At 64.5% G+C, this 25460-nt stretch carries 1 protein-coding gene; it reads left to right on the top strand.

Going from position 1 to position 25460, the window contains the following annotated elements; all coding sequences use genetic code 11:
* The first annotated feature begins 220 nt into the window (after positions 1–220).
* Positions 221–25438, top strand: a complete 25218-nt coding sequence (locus D460_RS35800) for an Ig-like domain-containing protein (protein WP_018896697.1) — start codon at positions 221–223, stop codon at positions 25436–25438.
* The last annotated feature ends 22 nt before the right edge of the window (positions 25439–25460 follow it).

Here is a 25460-nt window from a genome sequence, read left to right on the forward strand (position 1 = left end):
AAATGATGTCTCGGATGGATACGGCTGCAAGCTCCTGTCATGGTTGATTTAGTACAAACTAATTGCTGGTGCGGAAAATTAGGAATTTGTTAATTCTCTGCTCACTACGGTTGAAAAAGCCGACATTGGGAGTCGGTTCCGAGGATGACTAACATCGCTGACATGCCGGGATAGTAAGGGCACCCGGCCAACGAAAACGATCTGTCGTGGAGGAAACCCCATGAACGAACGCTACGTTCGCCCCGCCCCTGACCGCATCGAAAAGGTGCGGAGTAGGAATGCCAAGCCGAAATACGGCTCGATGTTGATGGAGTTGGAACAACGCATCGCATTCGACGCCGCCGGCGCGGCGACCGTGGAAAAATCCCAGGAAAAAACCCACCAGGATCAAGGGGATCACGGCTCCGCCGAGACCGCCCAGCATGACGGCGCCAGCGATGGCCATGATGCGCTGGTGGCGGCGCTCGCCGAACACCAGGCTGCTTCGGCAGCACCCGAGACGTCAGCCGTCGCACAGCCGCGCCAGGTGGTGGTGATCGATTCCTCCGTGCCCGACTACCAGGCGCTGGTCAAAGACCTGGGCGACAATTTCAAAATCATCGTCGTCGACCCGAACGAGAACGGCGTTCACGAGCTCGCCGAAACGCTCTCGTCGATGCACGATGTCGAAGCGATCCACATCATCTCGCACGGCAAGGAAGGCTTCCTGCAGCTCGGTTCCGCGTCGCTGACGGCAACCACGATGGCGACCGACTACGCCGCCGACCTGACGTCTATTCGCAGCTCCTTGACCGATAATGCCGATATTCTCGTCTACGGCTGCAATTTCGCCGAGGGCGAAACGGGCACGAACGCCGTCAAGATGCTCGGCTACCTCACCGGCGCCGACGTCGCTGCCTCGACCGACCCGACCGGAAGTGCTGCCCTCGGCGGCAACTGGGATCTCGAATACCACGACGGCGATATCGCCTCTGACCTCATCGGCACGGACAAGAGTCATGCGGATTACGCCGATACGCTGAACATCGCCTCGTCGAACGGCAACGGTGCTCTACTGGTCTCGGCCGGGCGGTCGATCTACAGCGTCGACGTGCTGACCGGCAAAGCGACGATGATCACAACGGTGCCGACGTCCGTCGGCGGCATCACCATGTCGGACACGATCAACTCGCTGGCGGCCGATCAGTCAAATGGCCTGATCTATTACACCGACAGCAACTCGGTCGCAGGCAACAAAGCTCTGTTTGCCTATGACTACATCAACAACACCCACATCCTAGTCGATTCCGATCTGACCACGGGCGCCGCGACCAATATTGTTACGGGCACGACTGGCGTCGGCGGCGGCGCCGCGACATTCTTTGGCGGCGGCCTCTATCTTGGCGTCGAGAACGTTTCGGGAAGCAACGACCAGATCTACCGCATCACCTTCAGCAACAATGGCCGCACCATGGCCGGCGCGACGGCATTCGGCGCACAGATCACGGCTGCGAACGACTGGGGCGACTTCGCCATAGATGCGGCCAACAACACATTGCTCAGCATCACCACGCTTGGCATCACCCGCTACAATCTCTCGACGGGCGCGATCGTCGACAGCATCGCCAATGCCACGGGTGGCACCGGAGCGCAGGGCGGCGGCGACATCAACGGCAACACCTATCTCGTCGGCACCGACATCCGCCAGATCAACCCGGTCACGGGTGTTGCCATCGGATCGGCCGTGACGATCACGACCAATGGCACGACCGCGCTCACCAACATCTCCGATGCCGCGCGCTGGACGCCGCCGACGGGAACGATCGGCGACAAGATCTTCGCCGACAACGACAAGAGCGGCACCTTCAACACGGGCGATGGCGGCATCGGCGGTGTTACGGTGCAGCTGATCGACGACGTCAACGGCGACGGCCTGGTAAGCACCGGCGAACGCATTCTGGCGACGGATACGACCGACGCCAACGGCAACTATCTCTTCACCGGCGTTCTCCCCGGCCAGTATATCGTGCGCGTCACCGATGCGAATGGTGTGCTTGGTACGGCGACGCTTACGACGGGAAGCACGACCCAATCGCTTGCGCTCGCCACGATCGGCGCCGCCAACCTCGCGGCGGACTTCGGCTATTATGCCCAGGCACCAATCGTCGACCTCAATTCCGGCACGACGCCGACGCAGATCATCACCAATGGCGGCACGCCGGGGACCACAGGCTGGACGGTCGGCGGCACAGCGGGGGCGCAGGCCAATGGCGGCTTTGCCTGGACGCTGAACGGCGGAACCGGCACGCTGACACAAGCGAACGTGTCAGGCTGGACTGACGGTCTTGCGCCATCTGGTGCAGCGCAGCTGACATTCGATGTGGGTTGGAGCAACGATCTGCTGCTCGGCATCTCCAACGATAACAACACGCCGGCGACGGTGGATGTCACCATCGGCGGCGTGCTCTATGCGCGCATCACCACGGGCACGCTGAACGGAACGCCGAATACCGCCACCATCACCTATTTCAACGGTGCGACCGGATCACCCTCCACGGTCGCCGCATCAGCCGCCGGCACGACGGCCTGGGGCCGCACCGCCGTTACCATCAACCTCCCCTCGACCGTGGTCGCCACCGGCGACCTCGTCTTCAGCTATTCCGCGGCCGGCGGCCTTTTGACGCCGAGCACGGACGATATCTTCATCGACAATGTCAGCGCCTTCCGCAACGTCGATACGGTGGCCGGCGTCAACTACACGACGACCTATACGGAAAACGGCGCCGGCGTATCGATCGGCAGCGCGGCGACTGACGTGCGCGATCTCGACAGCACCAACATGCGCTCGGCCACCATCGTGCTCACCAATGCGCAGGCCGGCGATGTGCTGACCGTCGGCACCTTGCCGAGCGGCATCACTGGATCGGTCGATACATCGGTTGCCGGACAGGTCACCGTTACGCTGACGGGCTCGGCCACCAAGGCAAGCTATGCCACTGCGATCAAGGCCATCACCTTCTCCAACACCGGCGACAACCCGAGCACGACGCCACGCGTCGTCAACGTCACGGTCAATGACGGCGGCCTGTCGTCGGCCGTTGCCACGTCCACCATCGCGGTCGTCGCCGTCAACGATGCGCCCGTCAACAACCTGCCGGCCAGCTGGACGACCAACGAAGACACCAGCCTGGCGCTGTCGGGTCTTTCGATCACCGATCTCGACGCCGGCACCGGCCCGATGACGGTGACGCTGAGCGTCGCCTCCGGCACGATCACCGCAACGGCCGGTGGCAGCGTCGGCGTATCGGGATCCGGAACCGGCACCATGGTGCTGACGGGCACGCTCGCCAATATCAATGCCTATCTCGCGTCTGCTGCAGCCCCCGTCTACGTTCCTGTCGCCGATGCCAACGGCACCGTCGTGCTGACCATGACGACCAACGACAACGGCAACACCGGCACGGGCGGCGCGCTCACCGATGTCGATACGCGCAACATCATCATCAACCCGGTCAACGACGCGCCCGTGCTGGATCTCGATGGCTCGACGACCGGAACCGGCTATTCGGTCGGTTACACGGAAAACGCCGCCGGCGTGGCGATCTCGAATACCAACAGCAGCGTCATCGACGTCGACAATACGAATATGGCCTCGGCCTCGATCGTGATCACCAACGGTCAGGTCGGCGACCTCCTTACGGTCACCGGCACGCTGCCAGCGGGGATCACAGCCAGCTACAATGCCACCACCTTCACCCTGACGCTGACTGGCTCGGCGACCAAGGCCAATTACGAGACCGCGCTCAGACAGGTGCTCTACACCTCGAGCTCCGACAACCCGACGCTGAATGGCGCCGCCGCATCGCGCAATATCAGCGTCACCGTCAATGACGGCGCTGCGAACTCCAACACCGCTGTCACTGCGGTTGCCATCACCGCCGTCAATGATGCGCCCGTCAACACGCTGCCCGTGAGCTGGACGACCAACGAAGACACCAGCGTCGCGTTGACTGGCCTGTCGATCATCGATCCGGATGCCGGCACAGGCTCGATGACCGTCCGGCTGCAGGTTCCGACAGGCGTCTTGACCGCCACGGCCGGCGGCTCCGTCACGGTCTCAGGTTCTGGTACCGGCACGCTGGTGCTGACAGGCACGCTCGCCAATCTCAACGCCTACCTGGCATCGAGTGCGGCTCCCGTCTATGTGCCGGTGGCCGACGCCAATGGCAGCGTCACGGTGACCATGACGACGAACGATCTCGGCAATTTCGGCACCGGCGGTCCGCTCACCGATACCGACACGGCCGTGATCAACATCACGCCCGTCAACGATCCGCCGATCCTCGATCTCGACGCATCGGGCGCCGGCACCGGCTTCACCACGACCTACACCGAAAACGACCCCGGCGTTGCCATCGCCGATACCGATGGCGTGATTACCGACATTGACAGCGCCAATATGGCCTCGCTGTCGGCGGTCATCACCAATGGCCAGGCGGGCGACCTTCTGGCGGTCGCCGGCACGCTGCCCGCGGGCATCACCGCGAGCTACAATTCCACGACCTTTACCCTGACGCTCAGCGGTTCGGCCCCGCGCGCCAGCTACGAGACGGCGTTGCAGCAGATACGTTTCCTGTCGAGTTCGGAAAACCCATCCACCACGCCGCGCAGTATCAACGTCACGGTCAACGACGGCGCCGCCAATTCCAACGTCGCGGTCGCCACAGTCAACGTCATCGCCGTCAACGACGCGCCGGTGAATACGGTGCCGACGTCGGTGACGCTGAGCGAGGACGTACAGACGGCGATCTCTGGCATTTCCGTCAGTGACGTCGACAGCGGCTCAGTCACCGTCACCCTGTCGGTCGCGAACGGCACCCTGTCGCCCTCGGTTATCGCCGGAACCGTCACCGGCAATGGCACGGCCTCGGTCACCGTCTCGGGCACGCTTGCACAGGTCAACAGCGTGCTCGCCTCGCTGCGCTACACCGGCCGCGCGGATTATAATGGCTCGGACACTCTTGTCGTCTCCACGTCCGACGGTTCGCTAACGGACACGGACAATGTCGCGATCACGGTCACGCCTGTGGCTGATATCACGCCGGATACGGTGGCGACGGCCGAAGACACGGCAATCACCTTCAACGTCATCACCGGGACTAACGGCGCCACCGCCGATACCTTCAAGGATCCCGGCCGCGCCGTCACGTCGGTCACGCAGCCGCCGGCCGGGCAGGGCAGCGTCACCTTCGCCGCCGACGGAACGCTGGTCTATACGCCATCCGCGAACTTCAACGGACAGACGGCATTCACCTACACGGTCACGGCAGGCGGTGTCACCGAGACGGCCACCGTCACGGTCAATGTCAGCGCCGTCAACGATGCGCCGGTGAACAGCCTGCCGGCATCCGGCTGGAGCACCAGCGAGGACACGTCCATCGCGCTTTCCGGCCTGTCGATCTCCGACGTCGATGCCGGCACCGGCACGATGACAGTGACGCTCGCTGTCTCCGGCGGTACGGTTTCGGCGACCTCGGGCGCCGGTGTCACCATCTCCGGATCGGGATCGGCGTCGCTGACCTTGTCGGGCACGCTTTCGGCGATCAACGCCTATCTGGCGTCAGCCGCCGCGCCGCAGTTCAACCCGGCCGCCAATGCCAGCGGCCCGGTGACATTGACGATGACGACCAACGACGGCGGCAATACCGGCTCCGGCGGCGCGCTCACCGATGTCGACACGCGCACCATCACCATCGATCCCGTCAACGACGCGCCCGTCAACACGCTGCCGGCCGGCGGCTGGTCGGTCAACGAGGATACGGCGCTTGCGCTGACGGGGCTTGCGATCTCGGATGTCGATGCCGGCAGCGGCACGATGACCGTCGTGCTCGGCGTCAATTCCGGGCAGCTGACCGCCGTATCCGGATCGGGTGTCACGATCAGCGGCTCCGGCACCTCGTCGCTGACGCTCTCGGGCACGCTTGCCAGCATCAACGCCTATCTCGCCAGCACCGCGCGGCCGGTCTACACGCCCGTGGCCGATTTCAACGGCGCGGTCACGCTGACGATGACGACGAACGACGGCGGCAACACCGGGTCGGGCGGCGCGCTGACCGACGTGGATACAGCAACCATCACCGTCATCGCCGTCAACGACGCGCCGACGCTCGATCTCGACACATCGGCGGCCGGCACCGGCTACGCGGCCAGCTATACGGAAAACGCCGCCGGCGTTGCCATCGTCAACACCGGCGTTCTCGTCGCCGACGTCGACAACGCCAACATGGCATCGGCGACGATCGTCATCTCCAATGGACAAGCCGGCGACGTGCTGTCGGTTACCGGCACGCTGCCATCGGGCATCACTGCCAGCTACAACGCCTCGACCTACACGCTAACCTTGACCGGCTCGGCGACCAAAGCCGCCTACCAGACGGCGCTCGGTCAAATCCGCTACGCCTCGACCTCCGATGATCCGGGTGCGGTGACCCGCTCGATCAACGTCACCGTATCCGATGGTGCGGCGTCGTCGAACACCGCCGTGGCGACGGTCGCGGTCACGCCCGTCAACGACCCGCCCGTCAACACGCTGCCTGCGGGCGGCTGGACGATGAACGAGGACGGCACGCTGTCGCTGACCGGCCTCTCCGTGGCCGATCCCGATATCGGCTCGGGCACGGCGACGGTGACGCTCTCGGTCGGCTCCGGCGTGCTGACGGCTGCAAGCGGCTCGGGGGTGACCATCACCGGCTCGGGCACCGCCACCATCACGCTGTCGGGCACGCTCACGAGCATCAACGCCTATCTGGCCAGCACCGCCCGGCCGAGCTATGCGCCGGTCGCAGATTTCAACGGCAGCGTGACGCTGACGATGACAAGCAGCGACGGCCAGCTAACTGACACCGATACGCAGACAATCGCGATAACCGCTGTCGCCGATATCGCCAACGATACGGCCACGACGAACGAGGACACGGCGGTCGTCATCGCCGTCGATGCCAATGACAGCTTCGAAAACGCCGGCCACACGATCACCGCGATCAACGGCTCGGCCATCGTCGCGAACGGCGTCGTCAACGTCACCAGCGGCACGGTTCGCCTCAATGCCGATGGCACGCTGACCTTCACGCCATCGGCCAACGTCAACGGCAGCACCAGCTTCACCTATACGGTCACCTCCGGCGGCGTGACTGAGACCGCGACCGTCAACGTGACCATCGTGCCGGTTAACGATGCGCCGGTGAATACCGTTCCGGGCGCCCAGACCGTTGCCGAGGATACGCCGCTGGCCGTTTCAGGCGTGTCGGTCGCCGATGTCGATGGCGACGTGCTGACCACGACGGTAACCGTCACCAACGGCATCGCCAATGTGACGACGGGAACCGGGGCGACGATCGCCAACAACGGCACGTCCTCGGTCCGGCTGTCCGGCACGGCCGCGCAGATCAACGCGGCGCTAGCCGGCCTCACCTACACCGCCACCGCAGACTATAACGGCGCGGCGCAGCTGACCGTCGTCACGACGGATGGCTCTTTGACCGACACCGATACGGTGGCGATAACAATCACCCCGGTCGCCGATATCGTCGCCGACAACCTGACGACCAACGAAGACACGGCCATCACCTTCAACGCCATCACCGGCACGAACGGCGCCTCGGCCGACAATTTCGAGAATGCGGGCAGGGCGATCACATCGGTCACGCAACCCCCGGCCGGCCAGGGCACCGTCACCTTCGCCGCCGATGGCACGATCACCTATACGCCGGCAGCCAATTTCAACGGCACGACGAGCTTCACCTATACGGTCACATCAGGCGGCGTGACGGAAACCGCGACTGTGACCATCGTGGTCAACCCAGTCAACGATGCGCCCGTCAACACCGTGCCGACGGCACAGACGACGGCGGAAGACACCTCCATCGTCTTCTCGTCCTCCGCCGGCAATGCGATCGTCGTCTCCGATGTCGACAATGGAACGCTGACGGTGACGGTCACAGTCACCAATGGCTCCTTCTCGCTGTCTGGCACATCCGGCCTGTCGTTCAGCGCCGGCGACGGCACGGCCGACCAGACGATGACCTTCACTGGCACCACGGCGGCGATCAATACGGCGCTCGCGGGCGCGAGCTATGCGCCGGTTGCCGATTATAACGGCTCGGCGCAGATCTCGGTGCAGACCTCCGACGGTTCGCTCAGCGCCACCAGCACCATCCCTGTCACCGTCACCCCGGTCGCCGACATCGCCAATGATTCCGTGTCTACGGATGAGGACGTTCCCGCTGTCATCTCGGTCCTTGCAAACGACAGTTTCGAGAACCCGGGCCGCGCGATCACCGCCGTCAACGGCACCGCGATCACCGCAGGCGGTGCGGCTGTCACCGTTGCCAACGGCACGGTGCGGCTGAATGCCTCCAGCCAGCTGATCTTCACGCCGACGCTCGACTATAACGGCGTGACGACCTTCACCTATACCGTCACCTCGGGCGGAGTGACTGAGACCGCGCAGGTCACCGTCGCCGTCGCTTCGGTGAATACACCGCCCGTCAATACGCTGCCGCCCTCCTTCACCGCGATCGAGGATACTTCTCTCGGCCTCGCCGGCCTGCAGATCAGCGATCAGGACGCCGGCTCCGGCACGATGACGGTGACGCTGTCGGTCAATTCCGGCGTGCTCTCGGCGCTTGGCGCCGGCGGCGTTTCGGTGAGCGGCTCCGGATCCCAGGCTCTGACGCTGTCCGGCACGTTGACCGATATCAACGCCTATCTCGCCGGCGCGACGCGTCCGAGCTTTACGCCATCAGCCAATTCCACCGCCAGCGTCACGCTGACGATGACCACCAACGACAACGGCAATACCGGCGGCCCCTCGCTCGTTGATATCGATACGGCGACGATTGCGATTACATCAGTCAACGATGCGCCTGCCGGCACAGACAATACGGTCACCATCAACGAGGACAGCGTCTACACCTTCTCGGCCGCAAGCTTCGGCTTTACCGATCCCAACGACAGCCCGGCCAACAGCCTCGCCGCCGTCGTCATCACCACGCTGCCGACAAACGGCGTGCTCTCGCTCGGCGGCACCGCCGTCACCGCCGGCCAGGTCATCTCCGCCGCCAATCTCGGCAACCTCACCTTCACGCCGGCGGCCAATGCCAACGGCACGGCGCTCGCCTCCTTCACCTTCCAGGTCCGCGACAATGGCGGCACCGCGAACGGCGGCCAGGATACCGACCAGAGCCCGAACAGCTTCACCTTCAACGTCACGGCCGTCAACGACGCGCCGGTCAACACGCTGCCCGCGAGCTTCGGTACCAACGAGGATACGGCGCTGTCGCTGGCCGGCCTGCAGGTCTCCGATGTCGATGCCGGCTCCGGTTCGATCATTGTGACGCTCCGTGTCAATTCCGGCACGCTCGCCGCCACCGGCGGCTCCGGCGTCACCGTCAGCGGTTCCGGATCGGGCACCTTGGTGCTGACCGGCACGCTCTCCAACATCAACGGCTTCCTTGCCGCAGCGGGCACCCGCCCGGTCTTCAACCCCGCCGCCAACGCCAATGGCGCGGTAACGCTGACGATGGTGACCAACGACAATGGCAACACCGGCAGCGGCGGCGCCTTGTCCGATACCGATACGGCGACGATATCAGTGGCGCCGGTCAATGACGCGCCTGTCGGTTCCGATACGGCGATCACCACCAACGAGGATACTGCCTTCTCCGGCACGCTGCCCGTCGCCACCGATGTCGATGGTGACAGCCTGACCTATGGCGCCGGATCGATCGCGCCGTCGCATGGCACCGTCGTGGTCAATCCCAACGGTACCTATACCTATACCCCATCCGCCAACTTCAACGGCGCCGACAGCTTCACCTACAGCGTCACCGACGGTACCGTCACGGTGCAATATCTGGTCAGCGTGACGGTCAATTCGGTCAACGACGCGCCTGTCGGCGTCAACGATACCGCCCAGACCAATGCGGGCGTGAGCACCAGCCTCAACGTGCTCGCCAACGACACCGATGTGGATGGCGACGTGCTGCAGGTCTCTGCCATCAACGGCGTCGCCGGCAATGTCGGGCTTGCCGTCACGGGTTCGAACGGCGGCACGTTCACGATCGGCGCCAATGGTGCGGCGGTGTTCAATCCGGGCACGGCGTTTACCGACCTTCCGGCCGGCCAGAGCCGCACCTCCAGCGTCACCTACCAGCTGTCCGACGGCCATGGCGGCTTCTCGACGGCGACTGTCACGGTGACGGTCACGGGTGTCAACGATGCGCCGATCTCCACGCCGATCGCCAACCAGACCGGCAACGATGCGCAGGCGGTGACGCTCAATGTCGGCGGCAATTTCAGCGATCCCGATACCGGCGACACGCTGACCTTCACCGCGACCGGTCTTCCTCCGGGCCTGACGATCAACGCCACGACCGGTGTCATCTCCGGTACCATCAACCGCAGCGCCAGCGTCAACGGTCCTTATGCCGTCACGGTGACGGCAACCGACAGCAGCGGGGCGACAGCGAACCGCAGCTTCACCTGGGCCGTCCTCAACCCGCCGCCGGTGGCCGCCGCCGACAATCTGGCGACGACCGAGAACTCTCCGCTCACGGGCTCCGTCTTCGACAACAATGGTAACGGCGTCGATTCCGATCCCGATGGCGACCCGATTTCCGTCTCGGCGGTCGGTGGCACCGGCGCCGGTGTCGGCCAGGCCGTGGCCGGCTCGAACGGTGGTACCTTCACGATCAACGCCGATGGCACCTACGCCTTCAATCCAGGCACCGCCTTCGACGATTTCGCCGCCGGCGCAACACGCGTCACGACCGTGACCTACACGATCACCGACGGCCAGGGCGGCTTCTCGACGGCAACGGTGACCGTAACCGTCACCGGCCTGAACGATGCGCCGGTCGCGGTGGTTGACAGCTTCACCACCAACGAGGACACATCCGTCACCTTCGACGTCCGCACCAATGACAGCGATGTCGACGGCGGCACGCTTGCTGTCACGGCGATCAATGGCACCGCCATCGTTTCCGGCGGCTCGGTTGCCGTTACCGGCGGCGTGGTCACGCTCAATGCCGATGGCCGGCTGACCTTCACGCCGACGGCCGACTACAACGGCAGGCCAACCTTCACCTATACAATCACCGACGGCCAGGGCGGCACGGCGAGCGCGACGGTCACCGGCACCGTCAACCCGGTTCAGGACCCGCCGGTCGCCGCCAACGACAGCTTCACCACCAACGAGGATACTGCGGTCACCTTCGATGTGCGCGCCAACGACAGCGACGTCGATGGCGACGCGCTTGCCGTGATCCAGATCAACGGCTCGAACATCGCGTCCGGCGGCTCGGTCGCCGTCACCGGCGGCAGCGTCCGGCTGAACGCCGATGGCACGCTGACCTTTACACCATCGGCCAACTACAACGGCAATCCGAGCTTCACCTACACCATCTCCGACGGCCATGGCGGCACCGCGACGGCAGCCGTCAACGGTACCGTCAACCCCGTCCAGGATCCGCCGGTCGCGCAGAACGACAGCTTCACGACACCGGAAGACCAAGCCGTCACCATCGCCGTTCTCGCCAACGACAGCGATCCGGATGGCGACGCGCTGACGATCACTGAGATCAACGGCACCGGCATCACGGTCGGCAATTCCGTGGCGATCACCGGCGGCAGCGTCACGCTGAACGCCAACGGCACGCTGACCTTCACGCCGACGGCGAATTTCAACGGCAGCCCGAGCTTCACCTACACCGTCTCCGACGGCAATGGCGGCACGGCGACGGCAACCGTCAACGGTACGGTAACGCCGGTCAACGACATACCCGTCGCTGTTGCCGACAGCTTCACGACGCCAGAGGATACTGCCGTCACCTTCGATGTGCTTGGCAATGACAGCGATGTCGACGGCGACACGCTCACCGTGACCGCGATCAATGGCGCCAATATCGCGGCCGGCGGGGTGGTTACCGTCACCGGCGGCACGGTGCGGCTGAACGCCAACGGCACGCTGACCTTCACGCCTGCTGCCAACTACAATGGCAGCCCGAGCTTCACCTACACGGTCTCGGACGGCAATGGCGGAACCGCGACCGCTACAGTCAGCGGCAGCGTGACGCCGGTGAACGATGCGCCTGTTGCCGTCAACGACAGCTTCACCACGCCTGAAGATACGGCCGTGACCTTCGATGTCCGCGGCAACGACAGCGACGTGGATGGCGATGCACTCAATGTGACCGCGATCAACGGCACCGCGATTGCGTCCGGCGGGTCGGTGGCCATCACCGGCGGCAGCGTCAGGCTCAATGCGAATGGCACGCTGACCTTCACGCCGGCAGCCAACTACAACGGCACCCCATCCTTCACCTACACCATTTCAGACGGCAATGGCGGCACCGCGACGGCCACGGTCAATGGGACCGTCACGCCGGTCAACGACGCGCCCGTCGCCTCCGATACCACGGTCTCGGTCGATGAAGATGGGGTGATCTCGAGCACCCTGCCGACAGCAACCGACGTGGACGGCGATGCGATCACCTATGCCGCCGGCAGCACCACGCCTGCTCATGGCACCGTTGTCGTCAATCCAAATGGCACCTACAGCTACACGCCATCGGCCAATTTCAACGGCACCGACCGGTTCACCTATGTCGTCAGCGACGGCAAGGGCGGCAGCAACGAGTATACGGTCACGGTCAATGTCGCGAGCGTCAACGATGTGCCGGTCGGCACTCCGCTTCCGGCCCGCTCGGGCGCCGATGGCGCAGCCGTCACCTTCGATGTCTCCGGCTTCTTCACGGATGCCGACAACGACACGCTGACCTATTCGGCAAGCGGCCTTCCGGTCGGCCTCTCGATCAACGCCGCCGGTGTGGTCACGGGAACGATCGATCGCCAGGCGAGCGTCGGCGGGCCAACGGGCAATGGCGTCTACACGGTGACCATCAGCGTCAGCGACGGCCATGGTGGCACGGCCAGCCAGAGCTTCTCCTTCTCGGTCAGCAACCCGCCGCCGATTGCCGTCAACGATGCGGTCACCGCGACGGAAGATACGCCGCTGACCTTCAATGTGCTCGATGGTTCGGCGAGCGGCGGTGTGCCTGATAGCGATCCCGATGGAGATCCGCTGACGGTCACGGCGGCCAGCGCCGCCAACGGCACGGTGACGCTCGGCTCCGGCGGCCAGATCACCTATCAGCCGAACGCCAACTTCAACGGCACCGATACGATCACCTACACGATCTCCGACGGAAACGGCGGAACGGCGACCGCGACGGTCACCGTCACCGTGCTCGCGGTCAACGACGCGCCGGTCGGCCAGCCAATCGCCGACCGCACGAGAAACGACGGCGATACCGACAGTCTCAATATCTCCGCCTTCTTCTCGGATGCCGATGGCGATCCGCTCACCTATGCCGCGAGCGGCCTGCCCGCGGGGTTGACCATCGACCCGGCCACCGGCCTGGTCTCCGGTCGCATCGCGCCGGAAGCCTCCGGCCCGACCGGCGAGGCTGTCTATACGGTGACGGTGACGGCATCGGACGGCAAGGGCGGCACGACCTCGGTCACCTTCCACTACACCATCCTCAATCTGCCGCCGATCGCGCGCGACGATTTCGCGACCACAAACGAGGATACGCCCGTCGATATCGACGTGCTCGCCAATGACGGCGATCCGGATGGCGACAATGACGAGGTCATCCGCGTCAACAATGTGGTGCTGCAGTTGAACGGCCCGGCGGTGGCGACGACGAACGGCACGGTTCGACTGGTCGCCGGCCCCACCGATCGGCCGGTGCTGCGCTTCACGCCAAATGCGAACTATAATGGCCAGGAGAGCTTCAGCTACTCGATCGACGACGGCAATGGCGGCGTCGATACCGCGACGGTGACGATCACGATCATCCCGCAGAACGACGCGCCCGTGGGGACCAAGCCGATACCCGATCGCGTGCGGGCCGATGGCCAGCAGCTGATCTATCGCGTCTCGGATTTCTTCGACGATCCCGATGGCGATACGCTGAACTACACGATCACGGGCCTGCCCGACGGCTTGAGTTTCGACGCGGCAACCGGCCTCATCTTCGGCACGATCGATCACGACGCCAGCCAAGGCGGCACTTCGGGCGTCTACCAGATCACTGTGACTGCGCATGACGGGGCGAACGGGACGGGTGCGTCCGTATCCCAGAGCTTCGAGCTCCAGGTGACCAATCCGGGTCCAACCGCCGTCAACGACAATCTCGCGATCAACGAGGATCAATCCGCGACGTTCAACGTTATCACCGGCGCGGGAACGGCGAGCGGCACCGCCGGGGCCGACACCGATCCGGATGGCGACACGCTGAGCCTGATCGCCGCCTCTGCCGGGCACGGGACGCTGACTTTTGCGGCGAACGGTTCGATCACCTACGTCCCGGCCGCCGATTTCAATGGTACCGACACGATCATCTACACCATCTCCGACGGGCAGGGCGGCGTCTCGACGGCGACTGTTACGATCACGATCAATGCCGTCAACGATGCGCCCGATGTCAGCGGTCCGCTGCCGGTCCAGATGGACAGCGACGGCCAGACCGTCTCCTTCGACGCCGGCATCTATTTCTCCGATCGCGATGGCGATACGCTGAGCTATGCCGCGTCCGACCTCCCGCCCGGCCTGCAGATCGATGCCGCGACCGGCGTGATCTCTGGTCCGCTTCCGAACAACGCCTCGCGCCCCGAACCCTATGTCGCGACGATCACGGTATCGGACGGACATGGCGGCACGATCTCGCGCACGATTACTTGGATCATCAGCAACTTCCCGCCCAAGGCGTTCAGCGATTCTCTGTCGGTCGGGCAAAACGCCGGCGGTGGCGGCAATGCGCTGACCAATGACACGGACCCCGATGGCGACACCCTGACCATCGATCGGATCAACGGCCAGGCGGGCAGCGTCGGCCAGGCGGTCGCCGGTTCGAACGGCGGAACCTTCATTGTCAACGCCACCGGCGTTTACACCTTCAACCCGGGCACCGATTTCGCCGATCTTCGCGCCGGCGAGACCCGCACGACATCGGTCACCTACCGCGTGACGGATGCCGATGGCGAAAGCGATACGGCGACGATCACCGTCACTGTCACCGGCGTGAACGACAATCCGACCGCAACGCCCATTCCCGCTGTGACGCTTGCTGATGGCCAGTCGCTCAATGGAAAGCCGATCGACGTCAGCGATTTCTTCAGCGACGTCGATGGCGATACGCTGACCTTTACGGCATCCGGCCTGCCGGCAGGCCTGTCGATGGACGCGAATGGGGTTATCACCGGCACGATCGCCGCGGACGCGTCGAAAGGCGGCCCGATCTATACGGTAGCCGTTGTGGCGAACGACGGCCAGGGCGGCACGTTCAGGACGACGTTCAACCTCACCGTCACCAATCCGGCTCCGACCGCCGTCAACGATACGGCGACCACCCTTGAGGACGTGCCTCTTCTCAACATCAACGTGCTTGGAAACGATACCGATCCTGATGGCGATGTGCTGACGATCGATCCTGATTTCCCGCCGCAAGCCGGCCACGGCACGGTGACGGTCAATAGCGATGGAACGCTGAACTATACGCCTGCAAAAGACTTCAACGGCATCGATACCGTCGTCTATCGCGTGACCGATGGCCAAGGGGGCCTCAGCACTGGCGTGCTGACGATCACGGTCGGTGCCCAGAATGACGCGCCGATCGAAACCCCGATCGCCGACATGGAACGCAATGACGGCGACACGATCAGCTTCGATATTTCGAGCTATTTCGCCGATCCCGAGGGCGGCGTCCTGACATACGACGTTCAAGGCTTGCCACCGGGCCTGACCTTCGATCCTGCGACCGGCATCATCAGCGGCCGGATCAGCGCCGGCGCATCCGGCCCGATGGGCCTGTCCAATTACCTGGTCAGGGTCATCGCGACCGACGACGGCGGCCTCACCGCCGAATCCGATTTCACCTACGTCATCCGCAATATCGCGCCTGATGCAATGAACGACACCGCAAGAACGCTGGAGGACACGCCTGTCGATATCGACGTGCTCGCCAATGATGTCGACACCGACGGCGATGCCAAGAGCATCGTCCTCGTCAACGGCGTCAACCTGAGCGTCGATGGCGCGGCCGTGCCGATTTCCAACGGCTCGGTGCAGCTCGTGCTGGTCAACGGCGCGCAGGTGCTGCGCTTCACGCCTGCTGCCAACTACGCCGGCACCGCGTCCTTCACCTACACGATCAGCGACGGCAATGGCGGCAGCGACACGGCGACGGCGACGGTCACGGTCGATCCCGTCAACGACGCGCCCGTGGCGACCCAGATCCCCGATCGCGCTCAGGCCGATGGCTCGGCCGTCAGCTTCGATGTCAGGGGCTTCTTCAGCGATGTCGATGGCGACACGCTGGCGATCTCTGTCAACGGCCTGCCGCCGGGCCTCGGCTTCGATCCGGCCACCGGTCTCATCAGTGGCACGCTGGATGCGAATGCATCGGCGGGCAGCCCATACACTGTCGTCGTATCAGCCGACGATGGCCATGGCGGCCAGGTCTCGACGCAGTTCGTTTTCTCTGTCAGCAACCCCGCGCCGATCGCCGCCAACGACGCGGTCGCGACCAATGAAGATACAGCCGTCACCTTCAACCCGATCACCGGCGTCGGCACGACCGGCGGTGGCGTGGATGTCGATCCCGACGGCGATCCGCTGACGATCGTGGCGATCGACGGCCAGCCGATTGCCACCAATGGCACGGTTGCTGTTGCGGGCGGCGTCATCCGCCTCAACGGCGATGGATCGCTGACCTTCACGCCAACGGCCGATTTCAACGGCACGGTGCCGCTGACCTACCGCATCAGTGACGGCAATGGCGGCTTTGCGGAAGCATCGATCGTCATCACCGTCGCGGCGGTGAACGATGTTGGCGTCGTCGATCTCAACGGCGCCGGCGCTGGCGTCGATATCGCCGTCTCCTTCAATGAGGGCGATGCGCCGGTCGCGATCGCCAGCGGCGATGCAACCGTGTTCGATGTCGAGAACGGCATCACATCGCTCAACGTCGCGCTTGGCGGCTTTGCCAATGCAGGCTCCGAGATCATCCACCTGAACGGCTCCGTCGATATCGTCTACGGTACGGCCAACACCGGCACGATCATCTTCGGCGGCACGACCTTCCGCTTCAGCTATGACGGTGCCAATGCGCTCGCCATCACCAATGCTGCCGGCGGCACGATGGGCAACGCGGCGACCAGTGCCCTGCTGCGCGCCATTCAATATGAAAACAGAAGCGACAACCCGACCACGGGGGATCGCACCGTGTCGATCACGGTGACCGACGATGGCGGCGCGACGTCGGCCGCGGCGGTCGCGACCATCTCGATCGGTGCCGTCAACGACGCGCCTGTCGCCGTCGATGACACGGCGACCACAGATGAGGACACCGCCATTGTCGGCGCCGTGCCCGGCGTACTGGGCAACGATACAGACGCTGACGGCGACGCGCTCGTTGTCTCGGCTGTTGGCAACGGCGCGCCCGGCGCGGCGGTCGCCGGCTCGACAGGCGGCAGCTTCGTGATCAACGCCGACGGCAGCTATCGCTTCGATCCCGGCGCCGATTTCCAGAGCCTCAAGGCCGGCGAAACACGGGTTACCTCCGTCACCTACGCGGTATCGGACGGCCATGGCGGCACGGCGAACGCCACGCTGTCGGTCACTGTCGTCGGCGTCAACGACGCGCCGATCGGAAGTGATGGGAGCTTCCAGACCGCCGAGGATACGGTTGCGACCGGCTTCCTGCCCACCGCAAGCGATCCCGATGGAGATGCGCTGACCTATGCCATCGCCACTCCGCCCGCCAATGGGGTGGTCACGATCAGCGCCGACGGCAGCTATCGCTACACGCCGCCGGCCAACTTCAACGGCAGCGACAGCTTCACCTACAGCGTCTCCGACGGCCGCTCGACGGTCACTTACACCATGGTCGTCACCGTCACGCCAGTCGATGACGCACCGGTGGGTACGCCGATCGCCAACCAGGCCTATCAGGATGCGCAGACCATTAGCTTCGATGTCTCGGGCAACTTCAGCGATATTGATACGCCAAGCCTGACCTTCACCGCGACGGGCCTACCGACAGGTCTCTCGATCTCCTCACAGGGCGTCATCACCGGAACGGTCGACCGCGACGCGTCGCAGCTTAATGGCGGCGCTTACTCGGTCACGGTTTCCGCCAGCGACGGCACGAGCTCGGCGAACCAGACCTTTATCATCACGGTCACCAACCCGGCGCCCATCGCCCGCGACGATGCCGCCAGCACCGGCGAGAACGTTGATATCGCCGGCTCGGTCTTCGCCGATAACGGCAATGGCGCGGACAGCGATCCGGATGGCGACACGATCGTGGTCAGCGCCGTCAACGGTGTTGCCGGCAATGTCGGCGCGTCGATCGCAGGCTCGGCGGGCGGGCGTTTCGTGATCGGCACCGATGGCAGCTACACATTCGTGCCGGGCGCCGACTTCGACAATCTGAAGGCCGGCGAACAGCGCACCACCAGCATCACCTACACCATCTCCGACGGCCAGGGCGGCACATCGACCGCAACCTTCACGGTGACGGTATCGGGCGCCAACGACCTGCCCGTCGGCTCCGACATCGCGGTCTCGACCGCCGAGGACACCGCCCTCAGCGGCCAGCTGCCGGCGGCAACCGACGTCGATGGCGATCCGCTGACCTATGGGGTCGGCAGCCAGCCGGCGCATGGCAGCGTCACGATCGACCCGACCGGCGCCTACGTCTACACGCCGACTGCAGACTTCAACGGCGCTGACAGCTTCACTTATACGATCTCTGATGGAACCGCCGTCGTCACGCATACGGTGACGGTGACCGTCAACCCGGTCAACGACGCGCCGGTTCTGCAGGATGTCGCGGTCTCGATGAATGAAGACGGCACGGCGACAGGCCAGATCGTTGCCACCGATATCGACGACGCGCCGGCGATGCTGGTCTATGGTCTTCAGACCGCCGCCGCGAGCGGGACCGCCGTCGTCAACCCCGACGGCACCTACAGCTATACCCCCAATCCTGATTTCAACGGCACCGACAGCTTTGTCGTGGTCGTCACGGACCCGAGCGGCGCCACCGCCACGGCAACGATCACTATCACGGTGGGCGCGGTCAACGATCCGCCTGTTGCCGTCGACGATGCCGCCGCGACCACCGAGAATACCGCGATTTCAGGTAACGTGATCGTCGGCGGATCGGGTGCCGACAGCGATCCGGATGGCGACACGCTGACCGTAGTCGGCGTCGGCGCGGCCACCGGCAATGTCGGTACTGCAATCCCCGGCCAGGGCGGCGGCAGCTTCCTGATCGCCGCCGACGGCTCCTATACGTTCGACCCCGGCACCGACTTCGACAGCCTTGCCGCTGGTGCAACCGCGACGACATCGGTGAGCTACACGATCTCCGATGGCCATGGCGGCGTCGCCACCGCAACGCTGACGGTCACTGTCACCGGCCTCAACGACGCGCCGACTGCGCCGGCCTTGCCGCCGCAGGCAAGTCTCGATGGTGCCGCCATCGTGCTGCCTGTCGGTGCTCAGTTCACCGATGTCGATGGCGATCCGCTGACCTTCGATATCACCGGCTTGCCGCCGGGCCTCGTCTACAACACTCTGACCGGCGAGATCACCGGCAACATCCTCCCGAACGCCTCCGGCGCGATCGGCAGCGCGGTCTATAACGTCACGATCACGGCGAGAGACGGCCTCGGCGGCGAAGCCGTTCGCAGTTTTGCCTGGACGGTGACCAACCCGGCGCCGGATGCGGTCAACGATGCCTTCACGATGGACGAAGGTGGTCAGCTGAGCGGCTCGGTTCTCGTCGCCAACGGCAATGGCCCCGATACCGACCCCGATAATGATCCGCTCACCGTTTCACTGGTGACGAATACCGCGCATGGCGCTCTGGTGCTCAATCCCGATGGCACCTTCACCTACACGCCGACCGCAGGGTTCAACGGCACCGACAGCTTCGTCTATCGCATCGACGACGGAAATGGCGGCACCGATACGGCGACGGTGACGATCACCATCAATCCGGTCAACGACGCGCCTGTCGTCGTCAACGACAACTTCACCGTCGCCGAGGATGGCCAGGTGGTCATTCCGGTCCTGGCGAACGACAGCGATCCCGATGGCGATGCGCTGACGATAACGGAGATCAACGGCCAGCCGATCAGCGTCGGCGGCAGCGTTGCGCTTGTGTCCGGAACGGTGACGCTGAATTCCGATGGCACGCTGACATTTGCGGCAGCACCCGATTTCGCGGGCAATGCCAGCTTCACCTACACGCTCTCCGACGGAACCCTGAGCGTGCAAGGCACGGTCAACGGCACGGTGACAGGCGTCAATGACGCACCTGTTAACAGCCTGCCGACGACCTTCAACGGCACGGAGGATACGGCGCTGCCGCTTTCCGGCCTGTCGCTCTCCGATGTCGATGCCGGATCAGGCACGATGACCGTGACGCTCTCGGTCGATGCCGGCACGCTGACGGCTGCCGCCGGCGGCAATGTGGCCGTGACGGGCAACGGTTCGGGCGCGATCACGCTCACCGGTACGCTCGGCGACATCAACGCTTATCTCGCCGGCGCATCGGCCCCGATCTATCATCCGCTCCTCAATTCCAATGCGCCGGTGACGCTGACCATGGTCACCAGCGACGGCGGCAATAGCGGCGCCGGCGGCGTCCAGACCGATACCGACCGGGCGACGATCATTCTCGCACCCGTCAACGACGCCCCTGTCGCGAGCGGCTCGATGATCCAGACGCGCGAAGATGTTCCGGTTTCGGGCGTGGTGGCCGCCACCGATCCGGATGGCGACCCGCTGACTTATGCGGTCGCAACAGGCCCGCGCAACGGCACCGTCGTCATCGACGCGGCCGGGCGCTACCTCTACTCGCCCAACACCGATTTCAACGGCACCGACAGTTTCGACATCAGCGTCAGCGACGGACAGGGCGGTGTCACAACCGTCACGATCGCGGTGACCGTGACCCCGGTCAACGACGCGCCCGTCGGTTCGGATGCGACTGCGACGGTGGCTGAGGACCAGACGCTGAACGGCCAGCTGCCGGTCGCAACCGATGTGGACAGCCCCAGCCTGACCTACGGGCTTGGCGGGCAGGCGGCGCATGGCACGGTGACAGTCAACCCCAATGGCACCTACAGCTACGTGCCGGCCGCGAATTACAACGGTTCCGACAGCTTCACCTACACCGTCTCCGACGGCCAGGCGACCTCGACCTATACGATCTCGATCACCGTGACCGCGATCAATGATGCGCCCGTGAGCTCGGGAACCTCGATCTCCACCGAGGAGGACGAAACCGTTACCGGCCAGCTGCCAGCGGCCACCGACGCCGATGGTGACCCGATCACCTACGGGCTCGCCGCCCAGGCAGCCAACGGCACCGTGGTGATCAACCCAGACGGCAGCTACAGCTATACGCCTGCCCCCGGCTACAACGGCTCCGACAGCTTCAGCTTCAGCGTCTCGGATGGCAGGGATTCCACGACCTACGTGGTCAATGTCACCGTGGGTGCGGTCAACGATCCGCCGAGCGGCTCCAATGCGGCGATCACCGTAGCGGAAGACGGTCTGGCCAGCGGAACGCTGCCGCTTGCGACCGATCCGGATGGCGATCCCCTGACCTATGGGCTCGGTGCGCCTGCCGCGCACGGCACGGTCACCGTCAACACCGACGGCAGCTATACCTATCGGCCAAACGCCAACTACAACGGCACCGACAGCTTCACCTACACCGTCTCCGACGGCATCGATCAATCGACCTATACCGTCTCGATCACCGTGACGCCTGTCAACGACGCCCCGGTCGGATCGAACACCGCGATCACGGTATCCGAGGACGTGCCCTTCGACGGCGTGTTGCCGGCCGCCAGCGATGTGGATGGCGATCCGGTCCGCTATGCCGTCGGCACGCAGCCGATGCATGGCTCGGTGACCGTCAATCCCGACGGAACCTACCGATACGTGCCGGCAGCCGACTACAACGGCACCGACAGCTTCACCTATCAGGTGACCGATGGCCAGGCGGTCTCGACCTACACGGTCGCGATCACCGTGACCGCGGTCAACGATGCGCCGGTTGGCAGCAATGTGTCGATCTCTGTCGATGAAGACGGTTCCGCGTCGGGAACGCTGCCGCGCGCGGTGGATGCCGATGGCGATCCGCTGACCTATCTGCTGCAGAACGGGCCGAGCCACGGCGTGGCCACCGTGCAGTCCGACGGCCGCTACACCTACGTCCCCGCCGCCAATTTCTCTGGGACTGATACTTTCACCTACGCGGTGTCCGATGGCACTGTGCTGTCCGTCTACACGGTGACGGTGAACGTCGGTGCCGAAAACGATGCGCCGACGGGCTCGGATCTGGCAATCAGCATCTCCGAGGATACGAGCTTTACCGGCTCGCTTCCATCAGCCTCCGATGCGGATGGCGACACCATCGTCTATGGCCTCGGCACGCCGGCCGCCCATGGGGCCGTCACCGTCAATCCCGACGGCACCTTCAGCTACGTGCCGCAGGCAAATTATGCCGGGCCGGACCAGTTCACCTACACCTTGTTCGATGGAACCGTGACGGTGACCTACACCGTCACCATCGACGTCCAGGGTGTGAACGACGCGCCGATCGGCGCCGATACGGCCATCTCGCTTGCCGAGGATACGCCCTTCTCAGGCCAGCTTCCGCCGGCCGTCGATCCTGATGGCGATCCGGTCACCTATGCTCTCGCCGGCGCGGCAAGCCACGGGACCGTCAGCATCAATGCCAACGGGACCTACAGCTACATCCCCGACAGCAACTTCAACGGCACCGACAGCTTCAGCTATTCCGTCAGCGACGGAACGGCGACCAACGTCTATCGCGTCTCGGTGACCGTCAGCGCCGTCAACGATGCGCCGATCGGGTCGGATACGTCGATCTCGGCGCAGCAGGGCACGATCGCGACCGGCAATCTGCCGCCGGCTTACGATATCGAGGGAAGCCCGGTCACCTATGGGCTTGGCGCGCAGGCCGCGCACGGCACCGTGGTCATCGGAGCCAACGGCAGTTATTCCTACCAGCCCAATAGCGGCTTCAGCGGCAGCGATCAGTTCACCTACACCGTCTCCGACGGAACGGCGGTGTCGATCTACACCGTCACCGTCTCCGTCGGCGCCGTCAACAGCGCGCCCTCCGGCCAGGACACGACGCTGACCGTTTCCGAGGATACGCCGTTTACCGGCCAGCTGCCGGTCGCGACCGACGCGGATGGCGACGCGCTGACCTACGGCCTTGCCGCGGGACCGGCGCATGGTGTCGTCACCGTTTCGGCGAACGGGCAATATTCCTTCACGCCCGATCGCAATTTCAACGGCACCGATCAGTTCAGCTACTCGGTCAGCGATGGCCGGGCGACCGTTGTCTACCGCGTGTTCGTCACGGTCACGCCCGTCAACGACGCCCCCGTCGGATCGGATACCGCGATCTCGCTCGCCGAAGATACCACCTTCACCGGACGGCTGCCGACGGCCTCCGATGCCGATGGCGATGCCATCACCTATGGCCTGGCGGCCGCTGCCGGTCACGGCACGGTCAGCATCAATGCCGATGGGACCTACAGCTACACGCCCAACGGAAACTTCAACGGGACCGACAGCTTCAGCTATTCGGTGAGCGACGGTACCGTCACCAACATCTATCGCGTAACCGTGACCGTGACCGCCGTCAACGATGCGCCTGTCGGGTCGGATACGTCGATCTCGGTGCAGGAGGGAACGGTCGCCACCGGCACCCTGCCGCCGGCCTTCGATGTCGAGGGATCACCGGTCACCTATGGTCTCGGTGCCAATCCCGTCCACGGCACCGTTACCATCGATCTGAACGGCAACTACACCTACCAGCCAGACGCTGGCTTCAGCGGCGCCGACCAGTTCACCTATACGGTTTCCGATGGCACGGCGACCTCGGTCTATACCGTGACGGTCTCCGTCGGCGTGGCGAATGGTGCACCTGTCGGCAGCGACGCGACGCTGACGATTGCCGAGGATACGACGTTTACCGGCACTCTTCCCGCCGCCACCGATCCCGATGGCGATCCGCTGAGCTACGCGGTCGCCGCCGGCCCTGCCCACGGCGTCGTCACGATCACGGCTGACGGCCGATATGTCTTCACGCCGAATGGCAATTTCAACGGCACGGATCAGTTCAGCTATTCGGTGAGCGATGGCCGGGCGACGGTGGTCTACCGCGTGTTCGTCACGGTCACCCCCGTCAACGACGCGCCTGTCGGGTCCGGCACGGCGATCGCGGTCGGACGCGACCAGACCGTTACGGGCACCTTGCCGCCGGCCTTCGATGTCGAGGGATCGCCGATCACCTACCAGTTGGGATCGGCCGCAGCCCACGGCGTCGTCACCGTCAATCCGGATGGCAGCTACAGCTACACGCCGGCAGCCGGCTATGAGGGTGGCGACAGCTTCACCTTCACGGTCTCCGACGGCGACGCGACATCGACCTATACGGTCACGATTGCCGTAGGGGCTGCCGTGCCGCCTACGGAGCCGCCTACCGAACCGCCGACAGAGCCTCCGCCGGAAACACCGCCCGGCGAACGTCCGCCGCTCGAAAGGGATCCGCCGGTCGTGTTCCCCGTCGATGCAAATGATCCGGGCGCGCCTGATTTAGGTTACAAGTCCGAGGAGATTGGTGGCGCGTCGAAGGAGATCATGGACGATCTCGGCGCCATATCGGACGACATCACTGTGGATGGCCCGATCGACGCTGTCGTCAACGCAGCGCAGCCCCTGAACGGTATTGGCTCGCTGCCGCGCCATGGTGCGGTGTTGCATGCCGTGCGCCAGATTTCCGAATGGATCGAAAGCGGGCGTCGTCTCGACGATATCCATATCGGCTTCTTCAAGGGAGGGTCGAATATTCACATCGCCGGATCGGGTGACGACAGCACCTGGTTCACGGTCGATACGATCTTCAACGAGAACTTCCTTTATATCCTGCCCGCCTATGGCAGCCAGACCGAAAAGACGAGTTTCAGCGTGACGCTGTCGGATGGCCGCGCGCTGCCGGACTGGATGACGGTGACGCATGGCGGCATGATCATCGGCCGGCCGCCGGTCGGTGCCGTCTCGATCGACATCCGCGTATGGGGCACCTCGCGCGACGGTACGGTGAGTGATACGCTGAGGATCGACCTGCAGACGGGAACGGTGCTCGACCATGTCAGGGACCGGCGCGCCGAGCTGGGCCCGGGGGCACTGTTCTCCAGCCAAATGTTGGCCGAAGCGAACATAAACAGCGGGCAAGGTGACCGGCTCTGGAGCGCGCTGCGCGGGCAATGATACCAACTGCGGCGACGCCGCG

Source organism: Rhizobium sp. 2MFCol3.1 (assembly GCF_000377565.1).
In the GTDB taxonomy this organism is placed as follows: Bacteria; Pseudomonadota; Alphaproteobacteria; order Rhizobiales; family Rhizobiaceae; genus Rhizobium.

Coding starts and splice junctions, on each gene's coding strand:
- D460_RS35800 (WP_018896697.1), top strand. CDS start 221: ATGAACGAACGCTACGTTCGCCCCGCCCCTGACCGCATCGAAAAGGTG.